Here is a 15,675-nt window from a genome sequence, read left to right as displayed (position 1 = left end):
CTATACTAAATGTCAACAAAAGTGGAAAGCGCCGTCTAACTTCGAAACGTCCCGAGAAGCTGGCGCTTGCAACTGGATGTCAACGTTTTCAGAGAGGTTTTTGGAAAATAAATCACAGCAACTTTTTCTTGAAATGGGTAGTCGTTAACCAGACAAAAAATAGAGTCAATCCGATAGTTAAGACATAAGGAATTACTAGATCTGACGGTATCACGTCACCAGTTAGTATTTCCGGAGGAGTGGCCATTAATTCAAGCGGACTCCATGAATGAGATTTCGGAAAAATAGCAAAGATAAATAAGCTGATCATGAAAAGTAGAGTGACCAATATTCCGCCGGAGGAAGTCGCGAAAAATGTGTTCCCCCATAATGTGATGGCGAGAAGCAGTAAGCCAAATGCATAAAGGCAGCTGACAGCAAAGAATAGATGATGCAGGCTGTTTTGATCCCAATAGTAAGCTGTATAGGCGTATGTGATACTGAACGATAAAGCGATAGCGAGCGTCCAATAACAAAGTGCGATAAAAAACTTCGTTGTAATGACTGTACTTCTATGCAATCCCTTTGTAAGCAAAATCACAAGTGTACCTTTTTCCAGCTCCTTCGACATCATCGTGCTGAATAATAAAATGAAGACGATCAAGCCCATTTGCGGTACATTTTTGTAAAACTGCAGCCAAGAGTCAAGCGCAGCAGGCTCAGGCAAATTTAGCACAGCTCCTTCAGGCATAAAATTCTCCATTAGGACGGGGGTAATTTTAGCCGTGAAAGGATTCAGCACACCAAGTATCGAGAAAATGACCAGCACAAGCAGGAGTTTGTATGTCTTCACGCTCTCGAACCATTCTTTCTTGAAAAATCCAACCCAGCTATTCATCCGAGCACCTCCAGTACGACTTGTTCCAACATTCGAGTTTGTGGATGTATGGACTGTACGATGAGTTCTCGCTGTGTCAGCTCACGCATGAACACCAAACGTGCCCTGTCATTCGGTAAGCTGACAATTAAAGTATCATCTTCAATATGCATTTTGGCTTGAGTGGATGCAAGTTGTTTCATAGCTTCCTTCGCAGGAACTGTGAATGTATAGACAAATTGGTCGTGAAATTGCTGTTTTAATTTTGTCAGTTCTTCTTGAAAAATAATTTCTCCTTTATGTAGCATCGCGACATGATCACAGATTTGTTCCGCGTCAGATAGGATGTGTGTAGAGAAAAAAACAGTTGTTTCAGCTTTCGCTTTTTGCAATATCGAAAGAATTTGTGCGCGACCTGCCGGGTCTAACGCAGAAGTCGGCTCATCGCAAATGAGCAGCTTTGGCCGGTTAAGCAAGGCCTGCGCGATACCGAGACGCTGTTTCATACCCCTTGAATAGGTGCGAATCAAGGAAGTTACATCTGCTAGTCCGACTAATTCCAACAGCTCATCAATCCGTTGTTTCCATTCCTTTTTCGGCATGTCAGTAACCACCGCGCAAAGCTCTAAATATTGTCTCGCGTTATAAAATGGATAGAATTCCGGAACGTCCGGTAAATAGCCAATATGTGCGTTTGATTTCGTTTCTCCGAACGTCACCTTTTCACCCGCGATCGTAATCGCTCCAGCAGTGAGTGGGAGCAGACCAAGCATACACTTCATCAAAGTGGTCTTGCCGGCTCCATTCGCACCGACAAATCCGAAAATAGAATGCTCAGGAATATGCATATGAATGTCATGCAGTACGTCCCGACTTCCAAAGCGTTTTGTTACACCTTCAATTTGCACGACCATGATCATCACCTCTTCCGAAGACAAAATAAACTAATGGACCGATAAACTGAATGAATAACACAATTAGCAGCCACATTACCTGATTACCAAAACGATAGTGGGGATTTCGGATGACGTGGACAGCTGAAAATATCCCGAGTCCGATTTGTAATAGGATAAGAGGAATTAGAAAAGGCAAATACTCGATTAGAATCTCTACGTCCGTATTCATTGAATGCCCTCCAATCCCCAGCGTAATTTTTCAATTAATTCCTTCATCTCCTCCTCATTTTGGAAAGGTGCGAAGAAAGGTGCCTCGATAGCTTCCAAAGCCGATTGCTTAATAATACTCGTATTGCGCAGGGCATTGGGGCCTAAATCCAATTGTGCCAACCAGTCTTCCAATAAATCAAAATAGTCGTCGCCCCGCAGCTTAATGGGAAACAAATCTTCGATACAGACTTCAACAAACTTCTTCAAATACGAATACATCAACTCGCGTTTCTCCAACGCTGCAGCACATTGAGCTACGCCAAAATAAAATTGCAGACAAATATTCGGATGCAGTTTTCTTAGTGAATACAATTCGATCAATCCATTCATTCGGCGAATCGTTTCTTCAAAAGCATTCGAATCGGCTGTAGTCAGTCGTAAGTAAATCGGACTGCTTCCAACTAGCTGGATGATGTTCTGGTACATCATAACTTGGATCACACGCAAGGCTTCGTCTTGCTTTTCCACTTGTTCATAAGCAGTCGCCAGCAAAATTTCATCACCAATACTTGGTTTAATTACGCCATCCAATAAATGAAGTGTTGTGTTTGGATCAGCTTGCATGAGCGCGATGGTTGCCTGCAAGGAATTGGCTTGGCGCAACATCCAGACGTCTTCGCTTAATTGGCGGATACGCTCGAGCCATTGGTTAGTCTTTTGCAAGATATGAGGGCTTTCATCACTTAGCATATGGTGATTAAGCATTAAAATACTCATTTGCAATAGAAATGAAGGATCGTGATAGAATGACTTCACCTGTTCGTCTACTTCATCATAAACTTGTTCAAACGGTTCTATCCCAAAGCGTTCAGCAAATTCGTAATACTGTTTCTGAATTTCTGCTTTTGACAATTGACGTTCATAGCCAAGTAGCTCATCCACTGTTAGTTTGAAATAAGAAGCCAGCTTCGGCAACAACGTGATGTCAGGATAACTTTGTCCTTTCTCCCACTTGGATACCGATGCTTTTGAGACCTGGCAATAGGCAGCCAGCGTATCCTGTGTTACCTGCAGCCGTTTTCTCTCTTTTAATATGATCGACCCGATTTGCAGCATTTTTTCACGTCCTTTCTGCTTTATAATTAGTGTAAGGTCAATCATTCGGTGATTCAATCAACTATTAGGTTACTTATTTAGAGGAAAGTCAACTAGAAGGAAATAAAGTAGTCTAGAAATAGAAACCATAAAAAAGAGAACTTAGGAGTGCTATATTTTTCCTAAGTTCTCTTAAACGATTCATCACACTACATTATTTACTTCGTACTTTAAACATATATTGTGTATTAACGGTAACTAACACGATTGCAATGACAAGAATAGCAAATAGTTGTGAGTTACCTGATCCGACAGAGTAGATAATGAACAAACCCATCGCGCCAATTAATAATATGTTTGTGCTGTTGTATGCTGAATAGAGTCCTTCCAACATAACGTGCCGTTCTCCCTCGTCAGTTGCAGCCAGCAACTTTTTCGCATAATTTTTATCTGAGGCTTCTGGCAAGTTACGGTCAGGATATACAAATTTTATTACTGATAATCCCGCCGTGTTACAGATAAGGGTTGTGATCACTAGCAGTAATGCGCCAATAATCAGTGCCAAAGATTGTTTTGTCACGAGTGCGATTCCTAATGTGCTGATAGCAAAGATGAGACTGCTATTGCCAGCCAATGTCGCGTCGCTATATTTTTTATATTGCCATTCATCCCGTAAATCTTCCTCTTCTCCGGTTAGAGAAGCAGTTGCTTTTTTCTTAATTTGCCAGATGTTCATTATACATAGCAGCCCCAGAAAAAAAGATACTCCGCCAAGCACTACAGTCATCTCCAACCCGATACTTTCCATTGTCTTTTCAAAATCCGAGGCTAGCAGCGTGTATGTTGCAAAAAAACCGATCATCGCCCCGACTAACATTTTTCCTATTGTTTTCATGATAATTCCTCCTCATCGAAAATAAAAATCTTTTCAATTGGTTCATTAAAAATATGAGACAGACGTACAGCAATCAGCAAGGAAGGCATCAGGTCTTCCCGTTCGATTAAACTGATCGTTTGCCGGGAGACTCTAGCGCGTTTAGCCAGCTCGGTTTGATTGAATCCTTCTCTTGCACGAAGTTCCTTCAGTCTCGTCTTCATCACATCATCCCACCTTTTTTATTCAATTAGATTATAAATCAGATTCTAAATACGTTGAATACATATTATACTTTACAATTTGACTAGTATAATTGTCAAGTTGATAAGCAAAATAGTCAAAACAAGTAAATGAAAGCCAAATAAAAAGCGCCCAGCATGTTAGCTTGGACGCTTGATTGGAACTATTTTTCTGCCTTATACACTGACGGCATCAAAATTTTCCAAAATATTTATTTTCGGTTTCATATAAAATTGAAGCACTTGTGCTGTAGGTTCGTATGAGGCTCCATAAAAGTGCTGATCTTTGTAAGTGTGAATTTCTTCGTAGGTGGTTTTCATCGCGTTGAAGATGACCTTTTCATCCACTTTGGCAGGTGTTGCGGGTGACCAATAAAGAATCTCGAGGTTGTTTGTTTCTCCGGTTGCCAGTGAACGACGCACATAACTAATTTGTTGTGCGTGAGAGAAGTCTTCTCTAGCATAGAATTTGAGTCGTTTACCCGTATCGGGTTCTTCTTCAACAGCAGGCTCAACTTCCAATAAAATCGGCTTATTTTTGGTCTTCAACGAATCCAGTAGTTTTTTTCCGAGACCTTCGCCGCGCGCAGCAGAAGATACGAAAAGATAATCCACGAAAACAAAATCCTCCGTCTCCACGTACATTAGTACATGTTTCGGTCCTTCTTCCTTATGATAGACATTTCTTTTATCAATCAGCAATGTCTCCATATGTTCTTTTGACTTCATCTCTTCAATCGGAAAATACTCTTTCAATTTGTTGTACCAATGCATGTGGTTAATTCTCCTCCATAGGTAATGTGGTGTACCTGGAGCTTTTTGTTTGGGGATCAAACATAGAGAGGAAAAAAGAGGTCAGAAAAAAATCCTCAACACTAGTATACTCTTTTCAGTAAGAAAATAAACCAATTTGAACAAAATACTTTATTTTTTTATCCATATAAAAATAAAAGCACTGACAAAATACAGTCTGTCAGTGCTTTTCATATATCATTATCTTGCGTTCTTTCCGCGTGAATAATCCTCTTTCTTATTTTTTTCATTCATAATCTTTTTTATGACAGGATACAGCAGAGGTCCCCATTTTATTACGCTTTTTATTAATCTTTTCATATAGAAAACTTCCTCTCATTATGGAGTTGTTATGGATAAATTCCCTTTATCTACATACTCTAAACTTATTCTAGACGCTTTGGCACGGGGTGAGAATGACCTTCTACAATTTCAGAGAACAAGTTAGTGGTTTCTGGGATTGGAGGAGGACTTTGCTCGGAAGCTAAGTGTAAATTTAGCTGACGACTCATTTCCTCTAAGGTTAGTTGAATACGATCAATATCCTCTTTTGTTGCATACTTTTTTCGGTCAATTAACGAATAGCCGAGCTGTCCGCTCATCTCGATGGTGGCATACTTAACATCTTCTGCCTTATCTATGCCCTTTTGGCGGAGATGCATTTCTAGTTCGTCGACTGTCATTCGTAATTTTTTCATCGTTTGTAGCTTCAGTATGCCATTTTCAATGATTACTCTTGAACTTCCCCTTGCCAGACGTTCGAATACATTAATTTTTAAAGATAGGTATTCGATTACCAATAACGTTAACACAAGAACGAGAGCGGTCAATAATGTGTGCCAAAGGTTCTTGCTGACTACTGGCTGGATCAAGAGTGTTCCAACAGCGACCATTAACACGGTTTGTCCGATTGTCATTTGCGAAATGGATTTTCGTCCTGAGATGTGCAAGAGAACGATACCTGCAACGATGATCAGCACAGCTTGCCAAATAAAATTGAAATCCACGCCTTCATTCACCGCCAATTCAAGATTTCCATTTAGTATTGGTCAATCAAAAGGTCTTATGCATGGTCATCGGGAATCTTTATAAGGATACGTGGTAATGGGGTGTTGGAAAGCTTGCTTGATAATTTCGATAATGAAAACGCAAAAAAAGCTGTATAGTGTTCTGAAAGATGTTCCTTAAAAGCAGAACAACTCATTAGAACCCATACAGCTTCCTTTAAAATCTTAAATACGTGTCAATGTCTTCCCTAAGTATCCGAAGAGCACTGTCAGTACAGGACTCAATAAGCAGAAAAATGTAAACGGTAAATAGGCAAGTGTCGGCACGCCAAGCACAGTAGTAATGAAAATTCCCGCCACACTCCATGGAACGAGAGGGTTGATGACCGTTCCGGCATCTTCCATAACACGGCTCAAGTTTTTATTGGCCAGTCCGACTTTTTCATAAGATGACTGGAATGCTTGTCCTGTCAGTAAAATGGATAAATATTGCTCACCAATCAGTACGTTGATACCGATTGCTGTAAGTGCAGAAGCCATGATAACTGAAGACACTTTACGCAGTAAGCTTTCGATCTTTGCAAGCAGACATTGTACAATTCCCAGCGTAAACAGCATACCGCCCATACTTAAAGCTAGCAGTACAAGTGAGATGGTGAACATCATGCTTTCCATGCCTCCGCGAGAGAGTAGTTCATCTACTTCGGTTACGCCAGTTAATCCTTTATAACCGCTGAATAAAATCTCTAGTACTTCCGAAAAACCATATTGAGTATGGAAAAACGCAATGATCACAGCGACAAACGAGCTGGCTGCAAGCGTTAAAATTGCTGGTACCTTTGCAAATGTCAAGACGAATAGGACGATAATCGGAATGACAGTATACCAATGAATCATATTTGTACCCATTAATGCATCGCGAAAGGTCTCAATCTTTTGAAAATCACCAGATGCTGTACTGGGAGAGAGTATGCCGAAAAGTATTAGGGAGATGAAAAAAGCAGGGAACGTCGTCCACCCCATATTTCGTATATGTTCAAATAAGTCCACGCCAACAATAGAAGAGGCTAAGTTGGTCGTATCGGAAAGCGGCGACATTTTATCTCCGAAAAAAGCGCCTGACACAATTGCACCCGCAGCAAGTGGCAAGGACAAGTCCAGTACGTGAGCCATCCCGATAAACGCCACCCCGACTGTTGCAACTGTTGTTAATGAACTGCCGACGGATAGACCGATGATTGCGGTAACGACAAAGGCGATGGCATAGAAGTAGGCCGGTGTAATGATTTGAAACCCAGCATAGATCAAAGTAGGAATGGTCCCGCTCATCATCCAGCTACTGACAAGTACGCCAATAAAGAAGAATAAGAACACGGCACTCATACCTGAACTAGCGCCGTTTACTAGCCCTGTTTCAAGTTGTTTAAACGTAAATTTATTCCACATTCCATATCCAAACAACAATAAAATGGCCAATAAAATAGGTAAATGTGGTGCAGATTTAAACTGCACGATACAGATACTGATAAGTGCGACAATGGCAACGGACAAACTGACAGAAGCCTTAAAAGTTGGTTTATGAATCGCTTTGATTTGCAACATGCTGACTAGATGCCTCCCCTATAAATACGAAAAACCCCTGTCGCCCCCATAAGGGACGAAGGAGTTCTCCGCGATACCACCCTAATTGATAGCCTGAGCTATCCTCTCCATTGCATGTGAAGACAACTCGTTGGTGTAGTTCATTTCATACGTCGCCTGAACTTGCACCTACCGTTCAGTCTCTTGTTGCTGCCGCGAATGAAATTACTGAAGACAACGCTTCACTTTATATAAGACCTTGTTTTGTTTACAGAAAGATATACCGTTTTGAATATAACCACTTCTAACAGATAAGTCAATAGCTGAATGGAACGATTATAGAAAGACTGAAATGGGTAGAGAATAAAGAAGCAGCAGAAAGGACGTGACGGGTTTGCGGGAAACTAAATCTATGCCGAAGTTAGAAGGGAAAGATCACACAGCGAGTATGTTGAGGGAAGGCTATCAGTTTTTGCGAAATCGAAGAAGAGGACTGCACTCTAACGTATTTGAGACTCATTTACTTGGTGAACAAGTGATTTGTCTGTCGGGAGCGAAAGAAGCCGAACTATTTTATGATACGGATAAATTTATTCGCAAAGGGGCAGCACCGAAACGTGTCCAGCAAACATTGCTTGGTGAAAAAGGAGTCCAGACGCTGGACGGAGAGGCTCATTGTGTACGCAAGGAAGCATTCATGTCGCTAATGGGACCGGAGCAGATTCAGCAACTGAAAGAGATGGCCGCTGGGCAGTGGGAAAGAAAGTTACGTGACTGGGAACAGCAAGGGGAAGTGAATTTGTACGAAGAAGCTCAAGAACTTCTGCTTCGTCTTGCATGTCAATGGGCGGGTGTTCCATTGAAAGAAAAAGAAATTAAAGAGAAGCAAGAGGCAATCGTTCAGTTGTTTGAAACCCCTGCAACACTGGGCTATACGCATTGGAAAGGTAAGAAAGCACGTGAAGAAATGGAAGAATGGATCGGTGGCTTAATCAAATCTGTCCGTAAAGGAGATTTGATTCCTTTTGAAGGAACGGCTATGCATGTTTTTTCATTCCATCGTGATGAGAAAGGCAAGCTGCTTAGTGAAAAGATTGCCGCTGTTGAAGTGCTGAATATTGTCCGTCCAATAGTAGCAATTGCTATATATATCGCATTTACAGGACATGCCTTAATCCAACATCCTGAGGAGGCCAAAAAGCTCTCTTCTGGTAAGGAAAAAGATCTGCAGGATTTTGTTCAGGAGGTTCGTCGTTTGTATCCTTTCTTCCCATTTAATGCGGCACGTGTAAAAGAGAACTTTAAATGGGAAGACTATGAGTTTAAGAAGGGAACGCTGACGATTCTCGACTTTTACGGAACGAATCACGACCCGAAATTATGGAATAATCCAGAAGTGTTTAATCCGTCAAGATTTGCAGAGGAGTCGATCACGCCATACAACTTAATTCCGCAGGGTGGTGGGGATTACATTCAAAATCATCGCTGCGCAGGAGAATGGGTAACGCTTGAGGTGATGAAGGTCAGCTTAGATTACTTGGCAAATCGAATGACATTTGAGGTGCCGGCGCAAGATTTAAGTTACAGTTTGGTGGATATTCCGAGCATTCCAAAGAGTGAAGTTATACTGAAACATGTGAAACGAAAAAATTGATCGATGCCCGGCCATTCATCCGCGAAGAGGTGGCCGGTTTTTAATGGGTAACCAAAAGCAGTATGAGGTAAGTGAACAGAATTATGTTTTGGAAAGGAAGGGGCAGCTTGTGAAAACATCTGAAGAAACAGCACCAAAGCCTAAACGAAACCTGAACGGATTGTGGATTATCCTAGCATTTGTCGTCCTTATAACAATTGTATTGCTTCCGAATCCCGCAGATTTGCCGGTAACGGGGCAACGTGCATTGGCCATCTTAGCATTCGCGGTCATCTTGTGGGTGACAGAGGCAGTACCGTATCCTGTGAGTGCAGCTATGATTTTAGGTTTGGCTGCAGTGTTGTTGGGTTTGGCACCCGATATGGCAAATCCGGATGAAATGCTTGGAACGAAAGAGGGCTTGAAAATGGCGTTGGCGGGGTTCTCCAGCCCAGCAGTGGCGCTTGTGGCAGCTGCCTTATTCTTGGCTACGGCAATGCAAGCGACCAATTTGCATAAACGTTTGGCATTGTATATCTTATCGAAAGTCGGTGTAAAAACAGGCGCCATTATTTTTGGTTCGATTGTAGTGTCTATCATATTAGCGTTTTTCGTACCGAGCGCTACAGCGCGAGCAGGAGCGGTTGTTCCGATTTTGCTTGGTATGGTGGCGGCTTTCGGACTTCCGGCAAACAGTCGATTAGGCGCGTTACTCGTCATAACTGCTGTGCAATCTGTATCGATTTGGAATATCGGTATTAAGACAGGCGCTGCACAAAATATGGTGGCACTTGGATTTATCGAGAAAGAATTTGGTGTTTCCGTTGCCTGGAGTTCTTGGTTCCTCTACGCCGCTCCTTGGTCGATCATCATGTCGATTGTTCTATACTTCGTCATGCTTGCAATTATAAAACCCGAAACAAAGGTAATAGAGGGCGGAAAAGAGTTGATCCAAGGTCAATTAAAAGAATTGGGTAAAATGAAGTCTTCCGAACTCCGCTTAATTATCATTTCTTTGATATTGCTGTTTCTATGGGCCACGGAGGAGAAGCTTCATTCATTCGACACGACAACAGTGACGATAGTGGCAATCGCTATTTTATTGACACCGAAGATTGGTGTATTTGATTGGAAAACTGTGCAGCAGATGATTCCGTGGGGAACGATTATCGTGTTCGCAGTCGGTATTTCCTTAGGGACCATTTTATTGGATACGACAGGTGCACAATGGCTGTCAGATAAAGTATTTGGGGCGATGGGCTTAAATAATATGCCGTTGCTCGCAACAATCGCGCTTCTGTCGCTATTTAATATTCTAATTCATCTAGGATTCGCCAGCGCCACGAGCTTATCATCTGCGCTTATCCCAATTTTTATTGCTCTGACTTCAACCATTGCATTGGATGTCAATGAAGTTGGTTTTGTCTTAATCCAGCAATTTGTCATCAGTTTCGGCTTTTTATTACCAGTGAGTGCGCCACAAAATATGTTAGCATACGGAACAGGCGCCTTTTCAGTGAAGGATTTCTTGAAGTCAGGAATACCGCTGACAGTTATCGGTTATTTGCTGATCCTACTGTTCAGTGCAACCTATTGGAAATGGATAGGACTGTTGTGAAAATTTATAGAAAGAACAAAAAGCAGAGGCAATGTGCCTCTGCTTCAGCTTGTAGACAAAAACTAAATTAATTTAGATAATCTAACAATAAAAAATAAGTAAGCACTACAGGCTTGTATTCCGGTATTTGCGCTACTGAAGGGACGCTTTCCGTGGGGCGCGGCTGATCCGCTTCTCTTGCTACGCTCAGTCCAGGGTCTCGTCATTCGCGCTAGATTCCACAGGAAAGGCTGTCGCTAAGAATGGCCTTTGCGAACATAAGCAAAGCGTTGGGAGCACATCTTTGCATTTCACTCGTCTTCCGCTCCAATCACTAAAAAAGTAAACTAATATACAGAGTAAACTCACTGTATATTGCTAACGATCGGGTTATTACTTCTTTAAACAGAAAAATATCTTTACTTTAATTGAAACTTTCTCTACTCTACTTATAAAGTTCTTCAGATAGATAATCAATTCACTCAAGCTGGGGGAGTGGGCTAGTTGATCGTAGTGGAAGGCGGCGACTCCTGGGGGATCAGCGTGCGCCTTGAGACCCCGCAGGAAGCGAAGCGAACGAGGAGGCTCAAGCCACGCCCCCCGGAAAGCGCCCGCCTGTAACGTAGATCAACGGTAGCATAACCACTTACCATTCCATTTTTATACAGTCTGAAGCAGAGGCAATGTGCCTCTGCTTTTCTGATGACTCTCTACTCAGACAATGGAGCTAGCGCAGACGATTGGTCAATGTATATAAATGCATCGTATCGCTGACTGATACGGGAAGGGACAAAATTTCCGTACGCCTCAAATTCAGGATTATAGACGACGCCAATTGCGCGGTGACCGATCCATTCATCAAATTGCTGTCGATTTTGATCGTTGAAAATCAACAGCTTGTCCTCCGCACCGGCGGCATGCAATTGTCCCTCCCACGTGTTGAATTTGGCAGGCGGCACCGTCATCCTTTCATACGACTCACCCCAACTGCTGCCCGCAATAACTGTTCCTTCGTAAGTACCGAATCCTATAGCCAATGTATTCTCTTTACCGTATTGCTCTCGAATTAATTGACCTACGTTGATCAATTGCTGGTCAGCCATGGATGTGGCCGTTGCGTCCCCGATATGAGTATTATGTTCCCAAACAATAAGTTTCGTGTCTTTTCCATAGTAGTTGTGAATTTCTTTAATTGCTTCTGTCATATGTGTGTCACGGATATTCCAGGACAGAGCATCGTCTTGGAGCATCGCACGATAATATGCCTCGGCATTTTTTGCTACCAGCGCATTCATTTCCAAGTTCAAGTCCTGCTCATGTGCGTGTGGATAGCGCTCTTCATTGGAACGAATGGACTGCAGCAAGTTTGTGACTTCGCCTATGCATTCATCGGTGAAATGGGCAGATGAAAGTGCATAATGCTCGGGCATCCGGTTATAGGGCTCGAAGCAGGAGAAAGCTTTTTTGGCAAGTTCTAAATCAACACCATACGAGTCATTGCTTTCTAAAAACCCTAACACTTCATCGATGGATTCGTATAAGCTATATAAATCAATCCCATAGAAACCAACTTTCTGCTGAGGGGCACGCAGCTGGTTTACCTCTTGCAACCATCTTGCGAACGACTCGATTTCTGTGTTCGCCCACATCCAGGAGGGCCATCTGCTGAACGATCGAATCAATAAATCTCGTAAGTTCTCTTGTGCACTTTCGTAACCTTTAACATAATTATTGACAGCTTGAACGGAAGGCCAATCACCTTCTATGGCAATGGCAGAGAAGCCTTTTTCCTGAATCAGCCGTTTGGAAAACTCTGCGCGCAGCTGGTAGAATTCAGAAGTTCCATGAGAAGCTTCACCGATCAGAACAACTTGCGCATCTCCAGCTTTTTGCAACAATTGATCGAAAGCTATCGGATCCTTTAAAGGAATAGATTGCTCGCGTATAGCAGTTACTAGTTTTCTCGACATATCAAAACTCCTTTCCGTTTACCCAAGTATACCCGGGAATTATCCGAATTAACGGTGGAAAGGAGTGTATATATATTAGGAGGAAGCATTGAATAACGGTACTCGGTCATCCTTTTTCGGCTCGTCTGTTGTATCCATCACCTCGGATTCAATGGTTTTACCGAGCACATAATATTCAGTTTCCTCCTGTGTCAAGCTATTATAACGCTTACGGATAGCTAGATAGAAAATGCCGCCGACTACAGCCCATGCCAACAATAAAATATAAGAGGGTGTAGAAAGTGCAGCGGGAGAATTCGGTACGAGCAATAGAGCTAAGAAAGCTCCGCTGGCGATCATCCCAATCAATGCTAGAAATTTTTTCATTGGCGCTATCTCACGGCCTGCTTTTTCCTTATTCCAAGCAAGCACCTTATAAGCTGCTAGACAAGTGAAGAAATAGGCGACTGAAACGCCAGTTGAGGACATATCGACAATCCATGTGAGCGCCTGGCGTCCGAACCACGGAGTCGGCAATGTGATCAGGGCCACAAACCAGATTCCCCAGACAGGTGTCTGGTTTTCCTTTGTCATGGTACGGAAAAAGTTAGGCAATGCACGAGCGCGGGCCATAGAAAACAGCAAGCGGCTAGACGACATGAAAAATCCATTGAGTCCTGTGAAGATTCCCATGACAATTGCCACTGCCATAACGGCTAGCCCACCAATTCCTAATGCGGAACGGACTACTTCTCCTGTCAACCACAAATCACCAGTCCCGACTGCGGTTAGAGAAGGGAATGTCCAGCCGGTTAAACCAATCATAATTGCGTAAATCAAGAATGATGTAAATAAAGATGCGACGATAAGCATTGTAGCTTTTCGAGGAGAAAAATTAAATTCTTCAGCTGCTTGAGGCACATTGTCAAATCCAACATACGCCCAAGGAGCGATCGCCAGAATGACGAGTACCGAAGTTAAAATAGATTGGTTGCCTTTAAAGAAAGGTTGCAAGTTTGTAAGTGGCTGATCGGCGACGCTGAATGTGAAGAAACCTAGTAGCACCACGCCTGCCACAAGCAGCACACTGAAGTAGAACTGAATTTTTCCTGAAACACTGGTTCCTGTAGAATTAATGAGAGCGAACAGTAGAATCAACACACTGGCTATCAGTATTTCCGGCACATAGACATCCCATCCCGCTACCGAGTATAAATAGCCTTGCTTCATGAAACCTGGTGCCAAAAACTTTAACAACAATGTCAGCGCTGAGGCGTTCAATGCTACAATCGAAATATATCCGAGTGATAAAAACCAGCCGCAAATGAACGCCCATACTTTACCAGCCGCGATAAAAGCATATGTAAATCCGCCTCCGGATACCGGAAACTTCTTGATCATGACACCATAACTCGAAGCAATGATCATCATGATAAGGGCACCGATCCCTAGACCGATGATCGCACCAAGCGGTCCTGAATCGCGAATCCAATCACCGGGTAAAATGAAAGCACCCCAGCCTACTGATGAGCCAAGTGCAATCGCGAATACCCATGATGGTTTTAATGTTTTATGTAGTTTCCTTCGTGCATTCTCAGATCCTTGTTCCATATGAATCAATCCCTTATCAGTTGTATAGCGATTGTTTCCCCCTTTTAATTTGGTTTAAAACTTGTAAATAACTAGAAGGATACATAATGTGAAAAAACCAGGAAGATTTCAGTCTCCCTGGCCCTCGGCTTCAGTCATTCAAATGCCTGCTGCAAATCTTCTAACAAGTCTTCCACATCTTCAATGCCGACAGATAATCTTACTAGTTTAGGCGTGATGCCTAATTTGGTTTGTTCTTCAGTGGGAATGGTTGCATGTGTCATTTTGGCTGGTACAGAAATTAGACTTTCCACTGCTCCCAGACTAACAGCTAGCTGGAAAATCTTCACTTTCTCAATAATTTGCTCGGCCAGTTCTTCACTATCCACTTCAAATGATAAGACACCACCGAAACCTCGTGCTTGTTGTTTGGCTAATTGATGCCCTGGATGGCTCTCGAGTCCGGAGTAGTAGACCTTTTTTACTTGTGGTTGCTCCGTCAGCCATTCAGCGATACGTTTCGTGTTCACTTCATGTTCTTCCATTCGTATGCCCAATGTTTTCATCCCACGCAACAACAGATAGGAGTCTTGTGGACCAAGTATGGCGCCTACGGCTTTTTGAACCAAATGAATATCTTCTCCGAGCTGCTCATCTTTCACGGCAACGAGACCTGCTACGACGTCGCTATGTCCGCTTAAGTATTTCGTGGCGCTGTGGAACACGACATCAGCTCCGAGCTCCAGAGGATTTTGCCAATAGGGAGTCAGGAATGTGTTATCGACAATCAACGTCAGGTCATGCTCTTTCGCTACTTTTGAAAGAGCTGCAATATCGACTACTTTTAAGAATGGATTCCCTGGCGTTTCGATGACAATCGCTTTCGTATTTGGCTGGATTGCCTCTGAAATATTTTCGATAACAGTTGGGTCGACAAAAGTTGATGTTAAATTCAGTCGATTTAGTACTTGATTGAGAACACGGTATGTACCGCCGTATACGTCATTGCTAATGATGAAGTGATCACCGGCGTTAAATGTCATAAGAACAGAGGACAAAGCGGCCAATCCAGACGCGAATGCAAGTCCGCGTTTTCCGCCTTCGATATCGGCAATGTATTGCTCCACCGCATTTCGTGTGGGGTTACCGGCTCGTGAGTAATCATAGCCTCTGTTTTTGTCGGGTGCATCCTGTTTGAACGTACTGACCTGATAGATTGGGACAGTCACCGCTCCTGTCAGTGGATCACCTGAAATCCCTGCGTGAATCAATTTCGTTTTTAATCTCAACATAATTCCTCCTTATTTCCAAGTGGTTTAATAGGTTTTAAACTAACGATAGATTAAAGTAATT

14 protein-coding genes are annotated in these 15,675 nt (G+C 42.7%); 2 read left to right on the top strand and 12 right to left on the bottom strand.

Annotation, left to right across the window (positions count from 1 at the left end):
- Nucleotides 1–112 precede the first annotated feature (112 nt).
- From H7J92_RS10875 to nhaC, 9 genes are all read right to left on the bottom strand, one after another.
- The gene (locus tag H7J92_RS10875; protein WP_009499178.1) at nucleotides 113–877 is read right to left on the bottom strand and encodes an ABC transporter permease; all 765 of its coding nucleotides are present in this window, start codon (nucleotides 875–877) and stop codon (nucleotides 113–115) included.
- On the bottom strand, nucleotides 874–1,770 hold the full coding sequence (locus H7J92_RS10870; RefSeq protein ID WP_221836959.1) for an ABC transporter ATP-binding protein: 897 nt from the start codon (nucleotides 1,768–1,770) through the stop codon (nucleotides 874–876). Before H7J92_RS10870 ends, H7J92_RS10875 begins: the two co-directional genes overlap by 4 nt.
- Complete coding sequence (locus H7J92_RS10865; RefSeq protein ID WP_009499176.1) at nucleotides 1,754–1,981, bottom strand: PLDc N-terminal domain-containing protein; 228 nt, start codon at nucleotides 1,979–1,981, stop codon at nucleotides 1,754–1,756. The genes H7J92_RS10870 and H7J92_RS10865 overlap by 17 nt, the downstream gene beginning before the upstream one ends.
- The gene (locus H7J92_RS10860; RefSeq protein WP_040759964.1) at nucleotides 1,978–3,078 is read right to left on the bottom strand and encodes a helix-turn-helix domain-containing protein; all 1,101 of its coding nucleotides are present in this window, start codon (nucleotides 3,076–3,078) and stop codon (nucleotides 1,978–1,980) included. The genes H7J92_RS10865 and H7J92_RS10860 overlap by 4 nt, the downstream gene beginning before the upstream one ends.
- A gap of 193 nt (nucleotides 3,079–3,271) precedes the next feature.
- The gene (locus H7J92_RS10855) at nucleotides 3,272–3,952 is read right to left on the bottom strand and encodes a DUF3169 family protein (RefSeq protein WP_078818681.1); all 681 of its coding nucleotides are present in this window, start codon (nucleotides 3,950–3,952) and stop codon (nucleotides 3,272–3,274) included.
- Nucleotides 3,949–4,155, bottom strand: coding sequence for a helix-turn-helix transcriptional regulator (locus H7J92_RS10850; RefSeq protein WP_009499173.1), 207 nt, complete (start codon nucleotides 4,153–4,155; stop codon nucleotides 3,949–3,951). The genes H7J92_RS10855 and H7J92_RS10850 overlap by 4 nt, the downstream gene beginning before the upstream one ends.
- 195 nt (nucleotides 4,156–4,350) lie before the next feature.
- Entirely contained in the window at nucleotides 4,351–4,947 is a 597-nt protein-coding gene (locus H7J92_RS10845) for a GNAT family N-acetyltransferase (protein WP_009499172.1), read from the bottom strand.
- A gap of 404 nt (nucleotides 4,948–5,351) precedes the next feature.
- Nucleotides 5,352–5,984 carry a DUF421 domain-containing protein gene (locus H7J92_RS10840; protein ID WP_078818709.1) on the bottom strand — a complete coding sequence of 211 codons (633 nt, stop codon included), beginning with the start codon at nucleotides 5,982–5,984 and terminating at the stop codon, nucleotides 5,352–5,354.
- A gap of 213 nt (nucleotides 5,985–6,197) precedes the next feature.
- Nucleotides 6,198–7,574, bottom strand: coding sequence for a Na+/H+ antiporter NhaC (nhaC, locus tag H7J92_RS10835; RefSeq protein WP_078818680.1), 1,377 nt, complete (start codon nucleotides 7,572–7,574; stop codon nucleotides 6,198–6,200).
- 391 nt (nucleotides 7,575–7,965) lie between these two features.
- Between nhaC and cypC the strand changes: the two genes are divergently transcribed.
- Both cypC and H7J92_RS10825 read left to right on the top strand, forming a co-directional pair.
- Complete coding sequence (gene cypC, locus H7J92_RS10830) at nucleotides 7,966–9,207, top strand: CYP152 family fatty-acid peroxygenase CypC (RefSeq protein WP_078818708.1); 1,242 nt, start codon at nucleotides 7,966–7,968, stop codon at nucleotides 9,205–9,207.
- Between the two features lie 88 nt (nucleotides 9,208–9,295).
- The gene (locus H7J92_RS10825) at nucleotides 9,296–10,804 is read left to right on the top strand and encodes a DASS family sodium-coupled anion symporter (RefSeq protein WP_425441361.1); all 1,509 of its coding nucleotides are present in this window, start codon (nucleotides 9,296–9,298) and stop codon (nucleotides 10,802–10,804) included.
- Between the two features lie 689 nt (nucleotides 10,805–11,493).
- On the opposite strand, the gene H7J92_RS10820 is transcribed toward H7J92_RS10825, so the two are convergent.
- From H7J92_RS10820 to H7J92_RS10810, 3 genes are all read right to left on the bottom strand, one after another.
- Nucleotides 11,494–12,753: an erythromycin esterase family protein gene (locus tag H7J92_RS10820; RefSeq protein ID WP_078818679.1), complete on the bottom strand. Its 1,260-nt coding sequence runs from the start codon at nucleotides 12,751–12,753 to the stop codon at nucleotides 11,494–11,496.
- 75 nt (nucleotides 12,754–12,828) lie between these two features.
- Nucleotides 12,829–14,343 carry an APC family permease gene (locus tag H7J92_RS10815; RefSeq protein ID WP_221836957.1) on the bottom strand — a complete coding sequence of 505 codons (1,515 nt, stop codon included), beginning with the start codon at nucleotides 14,341–14,343 and terminating at the stop codon, nucleotides 12,829–12,831.
- A gap of 134 nt (nucleotides 14,344–14,477) precedes the next feature.
- Nucleotides 14,478–15,611, bottom strand: a complete 1,134-nt coding sequence (locus tag H7J92_RS10810) for a bifunctional cystathionine gamma-lyase/homocysteine desulfhydrase (RefSeq protein WP_221836954.1) — start codon at nucleotides 15,609–15,611, stop codon at nucleotides 14,478–14,480.
- Nucleotides 15,612–15,675: the final 64 nt, after the last annotated feature.

Source organism: Sporosarcina aquimarina, assembly GCF_019748715.1.
Taxonomy (GTDB): domain Bacteria; phylum Bacillota; class Bacilli; order Bacillales_A; family Planococcaceae; genus Sporosarcina; species Sporosarcina newyorkensis.
This window is presented reverse-complemented; position numbering and strand designations above follow the sequence as displayed.

Bases quoted from the DNA above. Each gene is read 5' to 3' on its own strand.
- H7J92_RS10875 (WP_009499178.1), bottom strand. From the start codon at position 877: ATGAATAGCTGGGTTGGATTTTTCAAGAAAGAATGGTTCGAGAGCGTG.
- H7J92_RS10870 (WP_221836959.1), bottom strand. From the start codon at position 1,770: ATGGTCGTGCAAATTGAAGGTGTAACAAAACGCTTTGGAAGTCGGGAC.
- H7J92_RS10865 (WP_009499176.1), bottom strand. From the start codon at position 1,981: ATGAATACGGACGTAGAGATTCTAATCGAGTATTTGCCTTTTCTAATT.
- H7J92_RS10860 (WP_040759964.1), bottom strand. From the start codon at position 3,078: ATGCTGCAAATCGGGTCGATCATATTAAAAGAGAGAAAACGGCTGCAG.
- H7J92_RS10855 (WP_078818681.1), bottom strand. From the start codon at position 3,952: ATGAAAACAATAGGAAAAATGTTAGTCGGGGCGATGATCGGTTTTTTT.
- H7J92_RS10850 (WP_009499173.1), bottom strand. From the start codon at position 4,155: ATGAAGACGAGACTGAAGGAACTTCGTGCAAGAGAAGGATTCAATCAA.
- H7J92_RS10845 (WP_009499172.1), bottom strand. From the start codon at position 4,947: ATGCATTGGTACAACAAATTGAAAGAGTATTTTCCGATTGAAGAGATG.
- nhaC (WP_078818680.1), bottom strand. From the start codon at position 7,574: ATGTTGCAAATCAAAGCGATTCATAAACCAACTTTTAAGGCTTCTGTC.
- cypC (WP_078818708.1), top strand. From the start codon at position 7,966: ATGCCGAAGTTAGAAGGGAAAGATCACACAGCGAGTATGTTGAGGGAA.
- H7J92_RS10820 (WP_078818679.1), bottom strand. From the start codon at position 12,753: ATGTCGAGAAAACTAGTAACTGCTATACGCGAGCAATCTATTCCTTTA.
- H7J92_RS10815 (WP_221836957.1), bottom strand. From the start codon at position 14,343: ATGGAACAAGGATCTGAGAATGCACGAAGGAAACTACATAAAACATTA.